We start from the raw sequence: 12,947 nt of genomic DNA on the forward strand, positions 1-12,947 counted from the left end.
CGGTGATCGGCGACCCGGTCGAGCAGGTCCAGTCCCCAGGCCTGCTCAACCCGCTCTTCGCCGAACAGGGCGTCGACGCAGTGCTGGTGCCGGTGAAGGTCCACCCTGGCGATCTGGAACGGGTCATACGCGGCCTGCAGCGGATCGGTAACCTCGACGGCATCTTCGTCACCGTCCCACACAAGGCGGACGCCGCCCAGCTCGCCGACCGGCAAAGCCATACCGTCAAGATCGCCGGAACGGCCAACGTGCTGCGCCGCGAAACCGACGGCAGTTGGCTCGCTGAGAACTTCGACGGTTCCGGTTTCGTGACTGGCCTCGCCCGCGCCGGGCATGAGATACGAGGCAAGCGGGTCGCGCTCGCCGGGGCTGGCGGGGCGGGCAGCGCCATCGCGTGCGCGCTGCTGACGGCTGGCGCAGACCGGATCGCCGTGACCGACCCGGACCTGCCCAAACTGGACACGCTTGTCGGTCGACTCGCCACGTACTGGCCCGGCCGAATCCACGCCGTCGCCGAACTGCCCCTGCATGACAGTGACGTCGCGGTCAACGCGACCCCGCTCGGACTGCGATCCAGCGACCCACTGCCGTTCGCGCCCGAAGGCCTCCCGCCCGCAGCGGTGGTGGGCGACATCATCATGAAACCCCACGAGACGCCCCTGCTGCGGCAGGCCGCCGCCCTCGGCCACCACGTCCACCACGGCATCCACATGCTGAACGGTCAAGTGGAGTCCTACTGCGAATTCTTCGGCCTGAGCGCACCCAGGACCGGCTGACGCACACACCCGCCACGATCCCACGTCCAGCCGACCCACACCCCGACAGACGGCTACCAGACCGGGGGATGCGGGGTGGTGAGCGCGGTGCCTACCGTGAAAGTCGCACTCTTGGGTCTGATCCTCGCGGTGGAACCTGCGGTCGGCCGCGTGCCCCGCCGCTTTATGCCGTCCGTCGGCCATCGGCCGAGAAGTGTCCGAAGTGGAGATTTGGAGATACATGAACGCGCGACCGGCACCAGAGTTTCCCTCCTGGCCGCAGTACGGCGACGGCGAGCGCACCGGCCTGATCCGGGCCCTGGAGCAGGGTCAGTGGTGGCGCATGGGCGGGTCGGAGGTGGACTCCTTCGAGAGTGAGTTCGCTGACTTCCACGGCGCTGCGCATGCTTTGGCCGTCACCAACGGCACCCATGCCCTGGAGCTGGCGCTGCAGTGTCTGGGTGTCGGTCCGGGCACGGAGGTTATCGTGCCGGCCTTCACTTTCATCTCCTCGTCCCAGGCCGCTCAGCGGCTCGGCGCGGTCGCCGTCCCCGTCGACGTCGATCTCGACACGTACAACATCGACGTGGCTGCCGCGGCGTCCGCCGTCACCTCTCGCACCAGGGTGATCATGCCCGTGCACATGGCGGGGCTCATCGCTGACATGGACGCGCTCGACAAGCTTTCCGCGGACACCGGCGTGCCCCTGCTGCAGGACGCTGCCCACGCGCACGGTGCCCGCTGGCAGGGCAAGCGGGTGGGCGAGTTGGGTACGGTCGCCACGTTCAGCTTCCAGAACGGCAAGCTGATGACCGCCGGCGAGGGTGGTGCACTGCTTTTCCCCGACGAGGAGACGTACGAGGCCGCCTTCCTGCGGCACAGCTGTGGCCGGCCGCGCACCGACCGCCGCTACTTGCACCAGACTGCCGGCACCAACATGCGGCTCAACGAATTTTCTGCGTCCGTGCTCCGCGCCCAGCTGAGCCGCCTCGACGCCCAGCTCACGCTGCGCGATCAGCGCTGGACACTGCTGTCCCGGCTGCTCGGCGAGATCGACGGCGTCGTACCCCAGGGGGGCGATGCGCGCGCCGACCGGAACTCTCACTACATGGCCATGTTCCGGATTCCCGGCATCTCCGAGGAGGGCCGCAACGCCCTCGTCGACACGCTCGTCGGGTCCGGGCTGCCTGCCTTCGCCGCCTTCCGGGCGATCTACCGCACCGACGCGTTCTGGGAGACGGCCGCGCCCGACACTACCGTCGACAAGCTCGCCGCAACCTGCCCGCACACGGAGGCGATCAGCACCGACTGCATCTGGCTGCACCACCGGGTGCTGCTCGCCTCCGAGGAAGCCCTCCACACCACGGCCGAGATCATCGCCGACGCGGTGGCCGCACGATGAAGGTCCGCGCTGCCGTCGTCGGGCTCGGCTGGGCAGGCCGCGAGCTGTGGCTCAGACTGCTGAGCGAGCACAAGGACTTCGAGGTGGTCGCCGCCGTCGACCCCGACCCGGCCTCGCGGGCAGCCGCCGTAGCGATGGGCCTGCCCGCCCGTACCACCGTGGACGCCCTCGCCCCTCGCACGGTCGACATCGCCGTCGTCGCGGTACCCAACCATCTGCACGCCGAGGTAGCGGCCGCCCTGCTCCGCCGCAGGATCTCCGTCTTCCTGGAGAAGCCGGTCTGCCTGACCACCGCCGAGGCCGACGCCCTCGCCGCGGCCGAACAGAACGGCGGGATACTGCTCGCCGGCAGCGCCGCCGCCCACCGCGGCGACGTCCAAAAGCTTGCCGGGCTGCTGCCCCAGGTTGGCCGGATCCGCCATGTCACCCTGAGCTGGGTGAGGGCGCGCGGCGTGCCACAGCCCGGCGGCTGGTTCACCCAGCGCAGCAAGTCCGGTGGCGGTGTCCTCGTCGACCTCGGCTGGCACCTGCTCGACGTCCTCACCTACCTCCTCGGCCCCGCCCCCGTCACCCAAGTGATCGGCTCGGTCTCCGACGACTTCGTCAACAGCAGTGCCTGGTCCGCTACCTGGCGCGAGGAAGAGCCCACCGACGTCCCGGCCGGCAACGTCGAGGACACCGCCCGAGGCTTCCTGCTCCGCGAGGACGGCATCTCGGTCTCGCTACAAGCCAGCTGGGCTTCGCACGAGGCGCTGGACGCCTCCGTCATCACCATCGAGGGCAGCAATGGAACGGCACGGCTGCACTGCACTTTCGGCTTCAGTCCCAACCGGGCCCCCGAACGGGTGCTCACCCTCACCCGGGGAGGCACCACACAGCAGATCCCGCTGCCCGACGAGCCGATCGGCACCGAGTACAGACGCCAGCTCGACGGCCTCGCCGGGCTCCTGGCCGACCCAGGCCGACGCGGCGTGGCCGTCGCTCAGGCCCGTAACACCGTCCAGCTGGTCGAAAGCTTCTACGCATCGGCCCGCGCCGCTCGACCTGCGGACCACGCGCCCCAATTCACCCCCCACAAGGAGGTGAGGACCGCATGACCACAAGGTCCGAACACCACGTGGCAACGACCTCCGAACAGCACTCCCCAGTCTCCAGACAAGCAGTCATCTTCGATCTCGACGGAGTCGTCGTCGACAGCTTCGCGGTGATGGGCGAGGCCTTCTCCCTCGCCTACGCCGAGGTCGTCGGCCCAGGCGAGGCGCCCTTCGAGGAGTACCAGCGCCATCAGGGCCGCTACTTTCCCGACATCATGCGGATCATGGGCCTTCCGCTGGAGATGGAGGAGCCCTTCGTCCGTGAGAGCTACCGGCTCGCCCACCACGTTCAGGTGTACGACGGTGTTGCCGATGTGCTGAGGATGCTGAACGAGCGCGGCCTCCGGCTAGCCATCGCCACCGGCAAGGCAGGCGAGCGCGCCCGGTCCCTGCTCGACGTCCTCGGCCTGCTTCCGTACTTCGCCCACGTCATCGGCTCCGACGAGGTGCCCCGGCCCAAGCCCGCTCCCGACATCGTCAGACGCGCGCTCGAACTCCTCAACGTTCCCGCAGACCGGGCCATCATGATCGGCGACGCCCCCACCGACCTGGCCAGCGCCCACGGCGCCGACGTCACCGCCGCAGCCGCACTGTGGGGCTGCCACGACGAGATCGGACTGCTCGCCGCCAGCCCTGACATCGTCCTGCAACGGCCCGCCGACCTGCTCGGTCTCTGCCCGGCCGTCCCCGGCCACTGAGACGGAATGACAGCCTCACCGCCGTCGTGGCATCTGGGCATCGACATAGGGGGCACAAAGGTCGCCCTGCGCGCCGAGTCAGCGGACGGCCGTACCGAGGAGCACACGTTCTCCTGGCCGCACCACGAAGATGGACCGGACAGCGACCTTGCCCTGCTGTCGGACGGCATCACCACCCTAGCGGCCCGCACAGGAGATGGTTTCCAGGCCGCCGGGGTCGCCGTCCCCGCCACGGTCGGCCCGGACGAGCAGGTCATCTCCTGGCCCAGCCGACCGTCATGGACTGGCCTCGCCCTGGGCCCCGCGCTACGCGCCCTCGTGCCCGGAGCGGCCGTCGCATGGGCGGACGACGGCGACGTGGCCGCCCTCGCCGAGGCCGCAGCGGCCGACTGCGCCAATCTGCTCTACGTCGGCGTCGGTACTGGCATCGGCGGCGGCCTGGTCCTGGGCGGCCGCCTGTGCCCCGGTCCGGGCCGCGGCTCCTTCGAACTGGGCCATCTGGTCGTCGAGTTGGGCGGCCCCGTGTGTGTCTGCGGCCGCCAGGGCTGCCTCCAGGCGATAGCTTCGGGGCCGGCCACTCTGGCCCGGGCCGGCGAGCTCCACGGCGAGCCGGTCACCTACGAAGAGCTGTGCGAAGCACTCCGTACCGCCCGCCCGTGGGCTACAGCCGCGATCGACGGCACCTGCCGGGCCCTGGCCACTGCCATCATGGGGGTCACCGAACTGCTCCACCCCAGCCTCGCTGTGATCGGAGGCGGATTCGCGGCAGGCGTCGAAAACCTGGTCGACCGCATAGCAAGCCACCTGACATCCCTCTCGCGTCCAGGCCGCCCTGCCCCACCAGTCGCTCCGGCGCGCCTGGGTGGCCTTTCCTCCCTCCAGGGCGCGGTCCTCCTTGCCCGAGCCGTCACCGACCGAGCCGTACCGCTGCTGTAGGTTGCCCTGCTCCCGGCTCTGCGGAGGCACCCGCGGCGTCGCAGCCGTCCACGGAGCCGAACCGACTGAACTCTGCCCCAATGGACCGCCGAGGCGCATAGGGGACTAAAACGATATTGGAGAATGTGTATGAATTCATTAAAGGTTCAAGGAGTCTGTGCATAAAGTGGAGGATACGAGGAAGGCGCACTCATCCACCGCAAAGCTCCGATGGCTCACGGATGAGCAGCAACGCATCTGGCGCTCCTATGTCCACGCGACCACGCTCCTTGAGGACCGCATGGACCGCCAACTGCAGCGCACTGTGAATATGCCTCATAGCTATTACAGGCTCCTGGTGAACCTCGCAGAGTCCCCTCACCAGCGGCTGCAGATGACGGAGCTGGCGATGCACGCGAAGATCACCCGACCCCGGCTCTCGCACGCCGTCGCACGTTTGGAGGAGAACGGCTTGGTACGGCGCGAGGAAGCTCCCTCCGGCCAACGCGGCAAGTTCACGGTGCTCACAGAGGAGGGCCTGGAGGCCCTCAGGCGGGCCGCTCCGGGCTATGCGACAGTCGTGCAGCATGCCCTGTTCGACCGGCTCACCCCCCAGCAGCAGGAGTTCCTCGGCGCGATCATGCAGATCGTCACCGATGGACTCCAGACGGACAAAGCGGGTGCCGACCTTCCCTGGCTACGCTAGAAGTGCTGCGCGGGTGTGTCAACTTAACGGCTGATCTTGGTTGTTGAGTTATCGCTGGTCGGTGGGGGTGAGGTGGCCATCGGAGGCGATCTGGAAGGCGTTCAGGGGTGCCTTCCAGCGCATCGTCCAGCGGCGCCGGCCCCTGCCCGTTGGGTCCAGGCTCATCAGCGCCATGTAGACGCACTGCAACGCGGCGGCCTCTGAGGGAAAGTGGCCGCTGTCAATCCCCTCGAACAGAGCTTGGTCATGGTCCTCGACCAAGGTGAGGCGCGCGGTGGCAGGCGGGGCAGCGCCAAAGGGAACCGATCAGCGCGATCTGGAACAGAACCAGGATCTTGTACAGGGTGAGGCCGTGTCCTCGCCTTTTGGGTTGAGCCGGTGTTCCAGGCAGAAGAGGTGGGCGGCGGAGACGAGCGTCACGTGGTGGTGGAACACTTGGTAGGTTCGGCCCTCGTAGTCGCCCAGGCCGAGGGCCTGTTCCATCTCGCGGTAGTCGGTCTCAATGGACCAGCGGCTCGTCGCGTGCCTGACCAGCACGGCGGGTGGGGTGTCTGCCGGTAGGTCGGTGATCCACGAGCGGAAGACATCTCCGCCGCGCTTGCGTTTCCACTGGATGAGCAGGGTGCGCTGGGGCAGGAGCCGGTCGGCAGTAGCTCCGACGTGCTCGCGTTCGATGATCCCGGCGATGTGCGCCGGGATCGCGACGAACCAGCCGGACCGGGCGGGGTGATCCGCCGTCTTCGGCCGGTAGACGAACCTGCGGGCGCGGTAGCGGTGTTCGGCCGCGAGTTTGTTGACTGTGATGCTGGGGCGCCTGCGGGCCCAGGCGGTGACCGGGGCGCCGGTGGCGGGCAGCACCACGGAATGGCCGGTGACCGCCAGGAGCCAGGGGATGCCCCGGGCGCTCAGTCCGCGCCGGAAGTCGACGTTGATTCCGTAGTCGCTGTCTGCGACGACCAGCGGCGGAGCCAGTCCCCACTGGGCGAGTTCGTCGAGCAGGTCCAGGGCGATGCATTGTTTGGTGCGGTGCGAGGTTTCCGGAGGAATCCCCGCCTTCGCGCACCGCGCGCGGTCCTCGGCCCAGCTCTGCGGCAGGAACAGCCGCCAGTGCAGCGGAGAAGAGCCCCGGCCCGAGACGGCGTGCACCGACACCGCGACTTGGCACAGGTGCTGGTCGCGTTCACCGCAGTGCTGCACGATCGCGCCGGCGGTGCCGTGGCCGTAGCGGACGAAGGGATGATCGTCGATGAGCCAGGCCGATGGCTGCAGCACACGCTCCGCGCGGGCCGCGACGCGCCGCATCACCTCGGTGTAGTCCCAGCTGGACTGGGCCACGAAGTGGCCCAGATTCTGGCGGGCGACGCCGAGGCGCTTGGCCATCGGCTCCACCGATTTGCGCCGGCCGTCCAGCATCAGCCCGCGCAGATACTGCTGCCCATAACCTCGCTGGCCCGCGTATGCCAGGTACGCGAAGACATCGCCCGTGAACTCGGCGAGATCCACGTTCAGTTCCTCGACTGCCTCTCGGTCCATACCCCACCGTTCCACCGGCAGGTGCGGTCGACCAGCTACCCCACCGATCGGTCAAGGACCATGACCAAGCTCTGTCGAATCGTGGAAACCGTCCTATGCAGCCAGCCCCTCACCGAGGCTGGCCCAGTAGTCGTGTTCGTAGTCGATCGGGCTCTTGAAGCCGCACACGCTGCGTAGCCGACGAGCGTTGTGGAAGTCGGTGATCCAGGTCGCGATCCTGATCCGGGCCTCGGTGCGCGTGGCGAAGGCGTGCCGGTGGACGTACTCGACCTTCAGCACGCTGTTGAACGCCTCGCTGACGGCATTGTCGAAACACGAACCGACCCGGCCCATGGACTGGAAGATGCCCAGCCGGTGACAGGCTCGACGAAACCTCCGTGAGCCGTACTTGCTGCCGCGGTCCGTGTGGAAATGACACCGCGCACGTCCCCGTCGCGGGTCGACACGGCCATGTGCAGGGCGGCGACGACCAGTTCGGCATCGTGACGGGCACCCATCGCATATCCGAGCAAGCGGCGGGAGAACAGGTCGATGACCGTGGCCAGGTACAGCTTGCCCTCACCGGTTTCGATCTCTGTCATGTCCCCGCACCAGACCAGGTCCGGTGCCTCGGCGGTGAGGTCGCGGCGCACGAAGTCCGGGGCGGCCGGCCTCTGCCTGGCCGGGTCAGCCCCCACCGTCTGCACACCTTCCACGCGACCAGGCCGAGCTCGGCCATGATCCTCGCGATGGTGTTCACCGAGACTCGCCAACCCTGCCACACCAGCCTGATCCAGATCTTCGGCGAGCCGTAGGTGCCGCCGGAAGCGTCGAACTCCTCCGTCACCGCTTCGATCAGGTGCTGGCTGCGCAGCTCACGCCGGGTGGGCCGGCGGGTGCGGTGCTTGTACGGTCCCTGCCCGACGTGCGCGGGAGACCCAGCTCGCCAGCGTGGTCTCGTTGATCCCCAGGTCCCCCAGCGACCTCACCGATCTTCTTCACGGTCTCCGTGACGATCCGAACAGCTCCCTCACGGAACTCCGCATCGAACTTCCGTCGCTTCTCCGCCATGACTCCCAACTTCTCCTGCAGCCAGGGTCTTCACGCTACGAGGGGAGGGACACAGCTGCCCGCATCACCCGCGGCGGACGCCGCACGCACTTGCGGATCGCCGCGATCTGGCCCTGGCGAAACGCGCTGACCAGCGCATTCGCCCGCCTAGCGACCCTGCTACGGCCAGCCACCTGAACCTCGGCACCGTCCCTGCACACCCACGACCCGAGGAACCCAGGAGAAACCGACCCGCGCGTCGGGCCTCGACCATGCCCACCCGGCAGCCAATGATCAGAAACCCCACTCCACAGCCATCACTCCAGCTCAGCCACCCGAAGCGAAACAGGAAGGCTAGTGGCAGTCGGTCAGGTCGTGCCCGGCCGGACCGTGATCGGGTCGGTCGTCGGGTCAGGATCCGGAGGACTCGTCGTACCGGTGGAAGCCGTGGCCCGTCTTGCGGCCCAGTCTGCCCTCCCGGACCATCCGGGTGAGCAAAGGGGGCAGCTCGGGGACCAGGTCGTCGGAGTTTTCCGCCATCGAGCGGGCCACGTCGGTGATCGTGTCGATCCCGATCAGATCGAGCAGCGCGAGCGGACCCATGGGATGTCCGCAGCCCAGCACCATTCCCCGGTCGATGTCGTCGGCGTCGGCGATGCCCTGGTCGTACATCCTGACCGCCGCCATCAGATACGGCACGAGCAGGGCGTTGACCACGAACCCGCTTCGGTCCGCGGCGCGGATCACCTCCTTGCCGAGGGTGTCCCTGGCGAAGGACTCGGCCGACGCGGCGCACTGTTGCGAGGTGCGGTCCGTCACCACCACCTCGACCAGAGGCATCAGCGGTACGGGATTGAAGAAGTGCATTCCCACCACGGAGCCGGCTCTACCGGTGGCCTCCGCCAGATCGCCGACCAGCAGGCTGGAGGTCGTCGAGGCCAGGACGGCCGCAGGGTCGGCCAGCACCCTGTCCACCGCCTTGAACACCCGTTGTTTCACATCGAGTCTCTCGGTCACGGCCTCCACGACGAACTGCCGGTTCGCGAGGTCCTCGACGTTGGCGGTGACCCGCAACCGGGCCATGGCCGCCGCCTGTTCCGGCACCGTCATCCGGCCCTTGGCCACCGCGCGGGCGAACGCGGCCGTCAGCCGTCCGACCGCGTCCTCGATCCGGTGCGGGGCGGAGACCAGGACCGTCACCTCCACCCCGGCGCGCAGGCTCACCTCGGCAATGCCGGCGCCCATCGTCCCGCCACCGATCACGCCCAGTCGTTCCACCGTCGTCCTCATCGAGTCCCGCCCTCGGTCACGGTCCAGCGCAGCAGGGCGGCACCGGCCGCCATACCCGCGCCGAAGCCCACCAGGAGCACCAGATCGCCGTCCCGTAGCAGGCCGGAACGGTTGGCCGCGTCAAGTGCGACCGGCACCGACGCGGAACCGAGGTTGCCGCTGTGACGCAACGGCAGATGGATGTCTGCCTGCTCCAGACCACTGACCTCGGCCAGTTCCGCCACCAGCCGGCCATTGGCCTGGTGCGGCACGAAGTGCTGCACGTCGGCCGGTTCGTGGCCGGAGCGCTTGAGCAGCCCGGCGATGAGGCCGGGGACGTTGTCCAGGACGAAGTCGCGCACCCCCCGGCCTTGCATGCTCAGCAGGTGGCCACCGTCCGCGACCGTCTCGACGGAGGCGGGACGGCGGCTGCCCCCGGCCGGCATGCTGATCAGCTCGTGGGCGTCGGCCCGGCTCACCAACTCGACCTTGAGCAGGCCGCGTTCCGGATCGCCGGGCGCATGCGGGACGGAGCCGATGACCGCGGCCCCGGCTCCGTCCCCGAACAGAACACTGGTCGCCCGGTTGTCGAAGTCGATGAACCGAGTCCACACGTCGGTGCCGATGACCAGGACCTTCGTCGTCGGGTCCAGCGCCACGTACGCCCGGGCGATGGACAGCGCGGTGACGAACCCGGTGCAGGCGATGTTGACGTCGAAACAGGCGGCCCGGTGGGCGCCGAGCGCCAGTTGCACCAGTGACGCGGTGGAGGGGATCGGGGCGTCACCGGTCGTCGTGGCGACGATGATGAGGTCGATGCCGTCCGCGTCCAGTCCGGCCTGGTCCAAGGCGGCGCGCGCGGCGTGGACGGCGAGATCGGACGCCGCCTCGTCCGGAGCCGCGTACCGCCGTTCGACGATGGCGGTCCGGTCGGCGATCCACTCGGCGGAGGCACCGGGTACCCGGGCCCCGATCTCCTCGTTGGTCACCACCCGTTCGGGCAGGTAGGAGCCGGTCCCCAGCACGGATGTGACGTACCCCTGTTCCATTTCCATGGTCACGCCGCCCGCACGCTGTCGTGCGCGTACGCGCGCATCAGGGTCAGTCGGTCCTCGCCGATCCGGGCGCGCCGCTCGGGGTCGGTCACACCCAGGCCCGGACGGTCGGCCAGGCAGAGCACGCCCACCTTGCCGATGTGCTGGTTGAGCTGCACCAGCCGGGTCGCCTCGCCGGCCTCCTCCAGCGGGAACAGCGAGGTCAGTGCGGGCACCAGCGATCCCTGGTCGAACAGTCGCGCGGTGTCGACCTGTTCCTGGAGGTTCGCCACGTGGCTGCCGATGATGCGCTTGAGCCGCATCCACAGATAGCGGTTGTCGAACCGGTGCTCGTAGCCGGTGCTCGAACCGCAGGTCACCACGGTGCCTCCGCGCCGCGCGAGGAACACCGAGATACCGAAGGTGGATTTGCCCACGTGGTCGAAGACGATATGCGGATCCTCGCCCACGCCGTCACGGATGAGCCGGCCCAGCCGCTTTCCCTGCGCCACCGCGACCGCCACCTCGTCGTCGGCGTCACCGCCGAAGTCGTACTCCTCACGGTTGATCACCAGGTCACAGCCGAGGGCGCGCGCCACTCGCACCTTCTCCTCGGAGCCGACGACTCCGACAGCGATGCCGCCGCCGTTCTTCACCAACTGAACGGCGTAGGCTCCCAGTCCGCCGGACGCGCCCCAGATCAAGACCACGTCCCCCTGCTTCATCCGTGCGCCGCGGTCGCTGACCAGCATCCGGTACGCGGTTCCGGCACAGGCCGGGACCGAGGCGGCCTCCTCCCAGGTCAGGTGTGCCGGCTTGGGGATCAACTGGCTGGCCCGGGCGATGGTGTAGTGGGCGAGGCCGCCGTAGTTGGTCTCGAAGCCCCAGGCGAGCTGGTTCTCGCTGAGCATCCCGTCGGCCTGGACGGACGCCTCCTGGTCCTCGACACAGGCCGCGTTGACCAGCACGTGGTCACCGACCCGCCAGCGCCGCACGCCGGAACCGGCGCGGACGATCACTCCGGCGGCGTCCGAGCCGAGGACGTGGAAGGGCTGGTCATGCCGCTTTGCCCAGCCGCCCTGGCGCCCGTAGGCCTGGAGGAAGCCGAAGGTCGACAACGGTTCGAAGGTCGCGGACCAGACGGTGTTGTAGTTGATGGAGCTGGCCATGACGGCTATCAGCACCTCGTCGGGCGCGAGTTCCGGCATCGGCACCGTGCCCACGTGGAGGGTCTCGCGCACGTCGCGGTCGCCTTCGATCCCCTCGAAGGTCTTCTCGTCCTCGATCCGCAGGTGCGCGGCGAGGAACTCCGCCGGTACTTCCGCGGCGGCCAGTTCCTGCGGGCCGGCACCGGCACGTACTGCATCGGAGAGTGACATCATCGGGCTCCTCGTCAAGCCGTGTGAGGCTGGTGAAACGATCGGTTTTTCTGTGTCGGGCTCGGCCCTCACCCGCGTACAGGACCCATCTGCTGCCGTCTACGGGCGTCGAGGGGCGGCGCGCTCATCGCGGGCTCCCAGGTACCCGGAGTGCCCCGCGACGTCGACGAGCTCGAACGTGGCGCCGGGGGACGTGTCGGCGAGCTCGCGGCCGTATACGGGCGGGGCGACCAGGTCTTGAGTGAAAGAGACCACGCGGCACGGCACAGTGATGTCCGCGCTGGCGGCGCGCCGGTCCGGCGTCGGCTTGGTCATCGGACCGCGCCGGTTACGTGCAGTAGGGCTCGGGCCGCCAGGCGGTAGCCGAACGCGCCGAGGCCTACCACGACGCCGGAGGCCAACGGGGCGATGATCGATTCGTGCCGGAACTGCTCCCGCGCCCACACGTTGCTGAGGTGTACCTCGATCCACGGGTGCTCGTAGCTCGCGAGCGCGTCCCGCAGGCTCCAGCCGGCGATCATCAGGGCGCCAGGGTTGACCACGGCGCCGACGCTGTCGGGCCCGTGCTCGTGGACAGCGCTCACCAGATCGCCCTCCGACTCCCGCTGGAGGGATAGGACCTTCCAGCCCTGTCCGCTCACCTCGTTGGCGACCGCCTGCTCGATGTCGGCCAGGGTGTCGGTGCCGTAGATCTCGGGCTCGCGGCGGCCCAGGATGCCGAGGTTGGGACCGTTCAGTAGGAGCATCGTGCTCATGTGTCACCTCGCCGTTCAAAGGTCCGGACCGCATCCGGTCCGTGGTCCGGGGCCCCATCGGGGGCGACTGTCAGGGTGTCCATTCCGAGCATGGTCCCGGCGGTCTCCTCGACGTGGGCCATCGCGTACCGCAGGATGGGCGGCGCCATCAGGGACGTCGCGATGGCAACCAGAACGACGATCGTGTACGTCTCGGTGTTCAGGACGCCGAGACGAAGGCCTGTCATTGCCACGATCACCTCGACGACACCCCGCGAGTTCATGCCGGCGCCGAGGGCCGGCGCCTCCCACCGGTTGAGCCTGCTGAGCCGGGCGCCGATGGGCCGATGAGGATGCCCGCAAGTAGTTCGCCGGTGACCGCGGGCAGACTGAAGCGCG

General features: G+C 68.7%; 16 protein-coding genes and 1 pseudogene. 6 read left to right on the top strand and 11 right to left on the bottom strand.

What is annotated here, in order from left to right; all coding sequences use genetic code 11:
• Window positions 1-2 precede the first annotated feature (2 nt).
• The 6 genes from OG390_RS38475 (at window position 3) to OG390_RS38500 (ending at window position 5,570) form a co-directional block, all read left to right on the top strand.
• Window positions 3-776 carry a shikimate dehydrogenase family protein gene (locus OG390_RS38475; protein ID WP_406174375.1) on the top strand — a complete coding sequence of 258 codons (774 nt, stop codon included), beginning with the start codon at window positions 3-5 and terminating at the stop codon, window positions 774-776.
• Between the two features lie 220 nt (window positions 777-996).
• Window positions 997-2,157 carry a 3-amino-5-hydroxybenzoate synthase gene (gene rifK / locus OG390_RS38480; RefSeq protein WP_406174376.1) on the top strand — a complete coding sequence of 387 codons (1,161 nt, stop codon included), beginning with the start codon at window positions 997-999 and terminating at the stop codon, window positions 2,155-2,157.
• Window positions 2,154-3,254 carry a Gfo/Idh/MocA family protein gene (locus OG390_RS38485; protein WP_406174378.1) on the top strand — a complete coding sequence of 367 codons (1,101 nt, stop codon included), beginning with the start codon at window positions 2,154-2,156 and terminating at the stop codon, window positions 3,252-3,254. Before rifK ends, OG390_RS38485 begins: the two co-directional genes overlap by 4 nt.
• Window positions 3,251-3,949, top strand: coding sequence for an HAD-IA family hydrolase (locus OG390_RS38490; protein WP_406174379.1), 699 nt, complete (start codon window positions 3,251-3,253; stop codon window positions 3,947-3,949). Before OG390_RS38485 ends, OG390_RS38490 begins: the two co-directional genes overlap by 4 nt.
• 6 nt (window positions 3,950-3,955) lie before the next feature.
• Window positions 3,956-4,885: an ROK family protein gene (locus OG390_RS38495; RefSeq protein ID WP_406174380.1), complete on the top strand. Its 930-nt coding sequence runs from the start codon at window positions 3,956-3,958 to the stop codon at window positions 4,883-4,885.
• A gap of 166 nt (window positions 4,886-5,051) precedes the next feature.
• Entirely contained in the window at window positions 5,052-5,570 is a 519-nt protein-coding gene (locus tag OG390_RS38500) for a MarR family winged helix-turn-helix transcriptional regulator (protein WP_406174381.1), read from the top strand.
• A 48-nt stretch (window positions 5,571-5,618) separates the two neighbouring features.
• Here OG390_RS38500 and OG390_RS38505 read toward each other — a convergent pair.
• The 11 genes and pseudogenes from OG390_RS38505 to OG390_RS38555 form a co-directional block, all read right to left on the bottom strand.
• Window positions 5,619-5,786: pseudogene (locus OG390_RS38505) on the bottom strand (IS256 family transposase); the annotation flags it as partial.
• A gap of 90 nt (window positions 5,787-5,876) precedes the next feature.
• Window positions 5,877-7,103 (bottom strand): IS701 family transposase, encoded by a 1,227-nt coding sequence (locus OG390_RS38510; protein ID WP_406174383.1) that lies wholly within the window; start codon window positions 7,101-7,103, stop codon window positions 5,877-5,879.
• 93 nt (window positions 7,104-7,196) lie between these two features.
• Window positions 7,197-7,454 carry an integrase core domain-containing protein gene (locus OG390_RS38515; protein WP_406178112.1) on the bottom strand — a complete coding sequence of 86 codons (258 nt, stop codon included), beginning with the start codon at window positions 7,452-7,454 and terminating at the stop codon, window positions 7,197-7,199.
• Complete coding sequence (locus tag OG390_RS38520; RefSeq protein ID WP_406174384.1) at window positions 7,376-7,798, bottom strand: DDE-type integrase/transposase/recombinase; 423 nt, start codon at window positions 7,796-7,798, stop codon at window positions 7,376-7,378. The genes OG390_RS38515 and OG390_RS38520 overlap by 79 nt, the downstream gene beginning before the upstream one ends.
• Window positions 7,681-7,956 carry an IS3 family transposase gene (locus OG390_RS38525; protein ID WP_406178114.1) on the bottom strand — a complete coding sequence of 92 codons (276 nt, stop codon included), beginning with the start codon at window positions 7,954-7,956 and terminating at the stop codon, window positions 7,681-7,683. Before OG390_RS38525 ends, OG390_RS38520 begins: the two co-directional genes overlap by 118 nt.
• 587 nt (window positions 7,957-8,543) lie before the next feature.
• Entirely contained in the window at window positions 8,544-9,422 is an 879-nt protein-coding gene (locus OG390_RS38530; RefSeq protein WP_406174385.1) for a 3-hydroxybutyryl-CoA dehydrogenase, read from the bottom strand.
• Window positions 9,419-10,456 carry a 3-oxoacyl-ACP synthase III family protein gene (locus OG390_RS38535; protein ID WP_406178116.1) on the bottom strand — a complete coding sequence of 346 codons (1,038 nt, stop codon included), beginning with the start codon at window positions 10,454-10,456 and terminating at the stop codon, window positions 9,419-9,421. Before OG390_RS38535 ends, OG390_RS38530 begins: the two co-directional genes overlap by 4 nt.
• A gap of 2 nt (window positions 10,457-10,458) precedes the next feature.
• Entirely contained in the window at window positions 10,459-11,817 is a 1,359-nt protein-coding gene (gene ccrA / locus OG390_RS38540; protein WP_406174386.1) for a crotonyl-CoA carboxylase/reductase, read from the bottom strand.
• 96 nt (window positions 11,818-11,913) lie between these two features.
• Window positions 11,914-12,129, bottom strand: coding sequence for an alpha/beta fold hydrolase (locus tag OG390_RS38545; RefSeq protein ID WP_406174388.1), 216 nt, complete (start codon window positions 12,127-12,129; stop codon window positions 11,914-11,916).
• On the bottom strand, window positions 12,126-12,569 hold the full coding sequence (locus tag OG390_RS38550) for a type II 3-dehydroquinate dehydratase (RefSeq protein ID WP_347122570.1): 444 nt from the start codon (window positions 12,567-12,569) through the stop codon (window positions 12,126-12,128). Before OG390_RS38550 ends, OG390_RS38545 begins: the two co-directional genes overlap by 4 nt.
• Window positions 12,566-12,832, bottom strand: a complete 267-nt coding sequence (locus OG390_RS38555; RefSeq protein ID WP_406174390.1) for a hypothetical protein — start codon at window positions 12,830-12,832, stop codon at window positions 12,566-12,568. The genes OG390_RS38550 and OG390_RS38555 overlap by 4 nt, the downstream gene beginning before the upstream one ends.
• Between the last annotated feature and the right edge of the window lie 115 nt (window positions 12,833-12,947).

It is taken from the genome of Streptomyces sp. NBC_00996 (assembly GCF_045162675.1).
In the GTDB taxonomy this organism is placed as follows: domain Bacteria; phylum Actinomycetota; class Actinomycetes; order Streptomycetales; family Streptomycetaceae; genus Streptomyces.

Bases quoted from the DNA above. Each gene is read 5' to 3' on its own strand.
- rifK (WP_406174376.1), top strand. From the start codon at position 997: ATGAACGCGCGACCGGCACCAGAGTTTCCCTCCTGGCCGCAGTACGGC.
- OG390_RS38485 (WP_406174378.1), top strand. From the start codon at position 2,154: ATGAAGGTCCGCGCTGCCGTCGTCGGGCTCGGCTGGGCAGGCCGCGAG.
- OG390_RS38490 (WP_406174379.1), top strand. From the start codon at position 3,251: ATGACCACAAGGTCCGAACACCACGTGGCAACGACCTCCGAACAGCAC.
- OG390_RS38495 (WP_406174380.1), top strand. From the start codon at position 3,956: ATGACAGCCTCACCGCCGTCGTGGCATCTGGGCATCGACATAGGGGGC.
- OG390_RS38510 (WP_406174383.1), bottom strand. From the start codon at position 7,103: ATGGACCGAGAGGCAGTCGAGGAACTGAACGTGGATCTCGCCGAGTTC.
- OG390_RS38530 (WP_406174385.1), bottom strand. From the start codon at position 9,422: ATGAGGACGACGGTGGAACGACTGGGCGTGATCGGTGGCGGGACGATG.
- OG390_RS38535 (WP_406178116.1), bottom strand. From the start codon at position 10,456: ATGGAAATGGAACAGGGGTACGTCACATCCGTGCTGGGGACCGGCTCC.
- ccrA (WP_406174386.1), bottom strand. From the start codon at position 11,817: ATGATGTCACTCTCCGATGCAGTACGTGCCGGTGCCGGCCCGCAGGAA.
- OG390_RS38545 (WP_406174388.1), bottom strand. From the start codon at position 12,129: ATGACCAAGCCGACGCCGGACCGGCGCGCCGCCAGCGCGGACATCACT.
- OG390_RS38550 (WP_347122570.1), bottom strand. From the start codon at position 12,569: ATGAGCACGATGCTCCTACTGAACGGTCCCAACCTCGGCATCCTGGGC.
- OG390_RS38555 (WP_406174390.1), bottom strand. From the start codon at position 12,832: ATGAACTCGCGGGGTGTCGTCGAGGTGATCGTGGCAATGACAGGCCTT.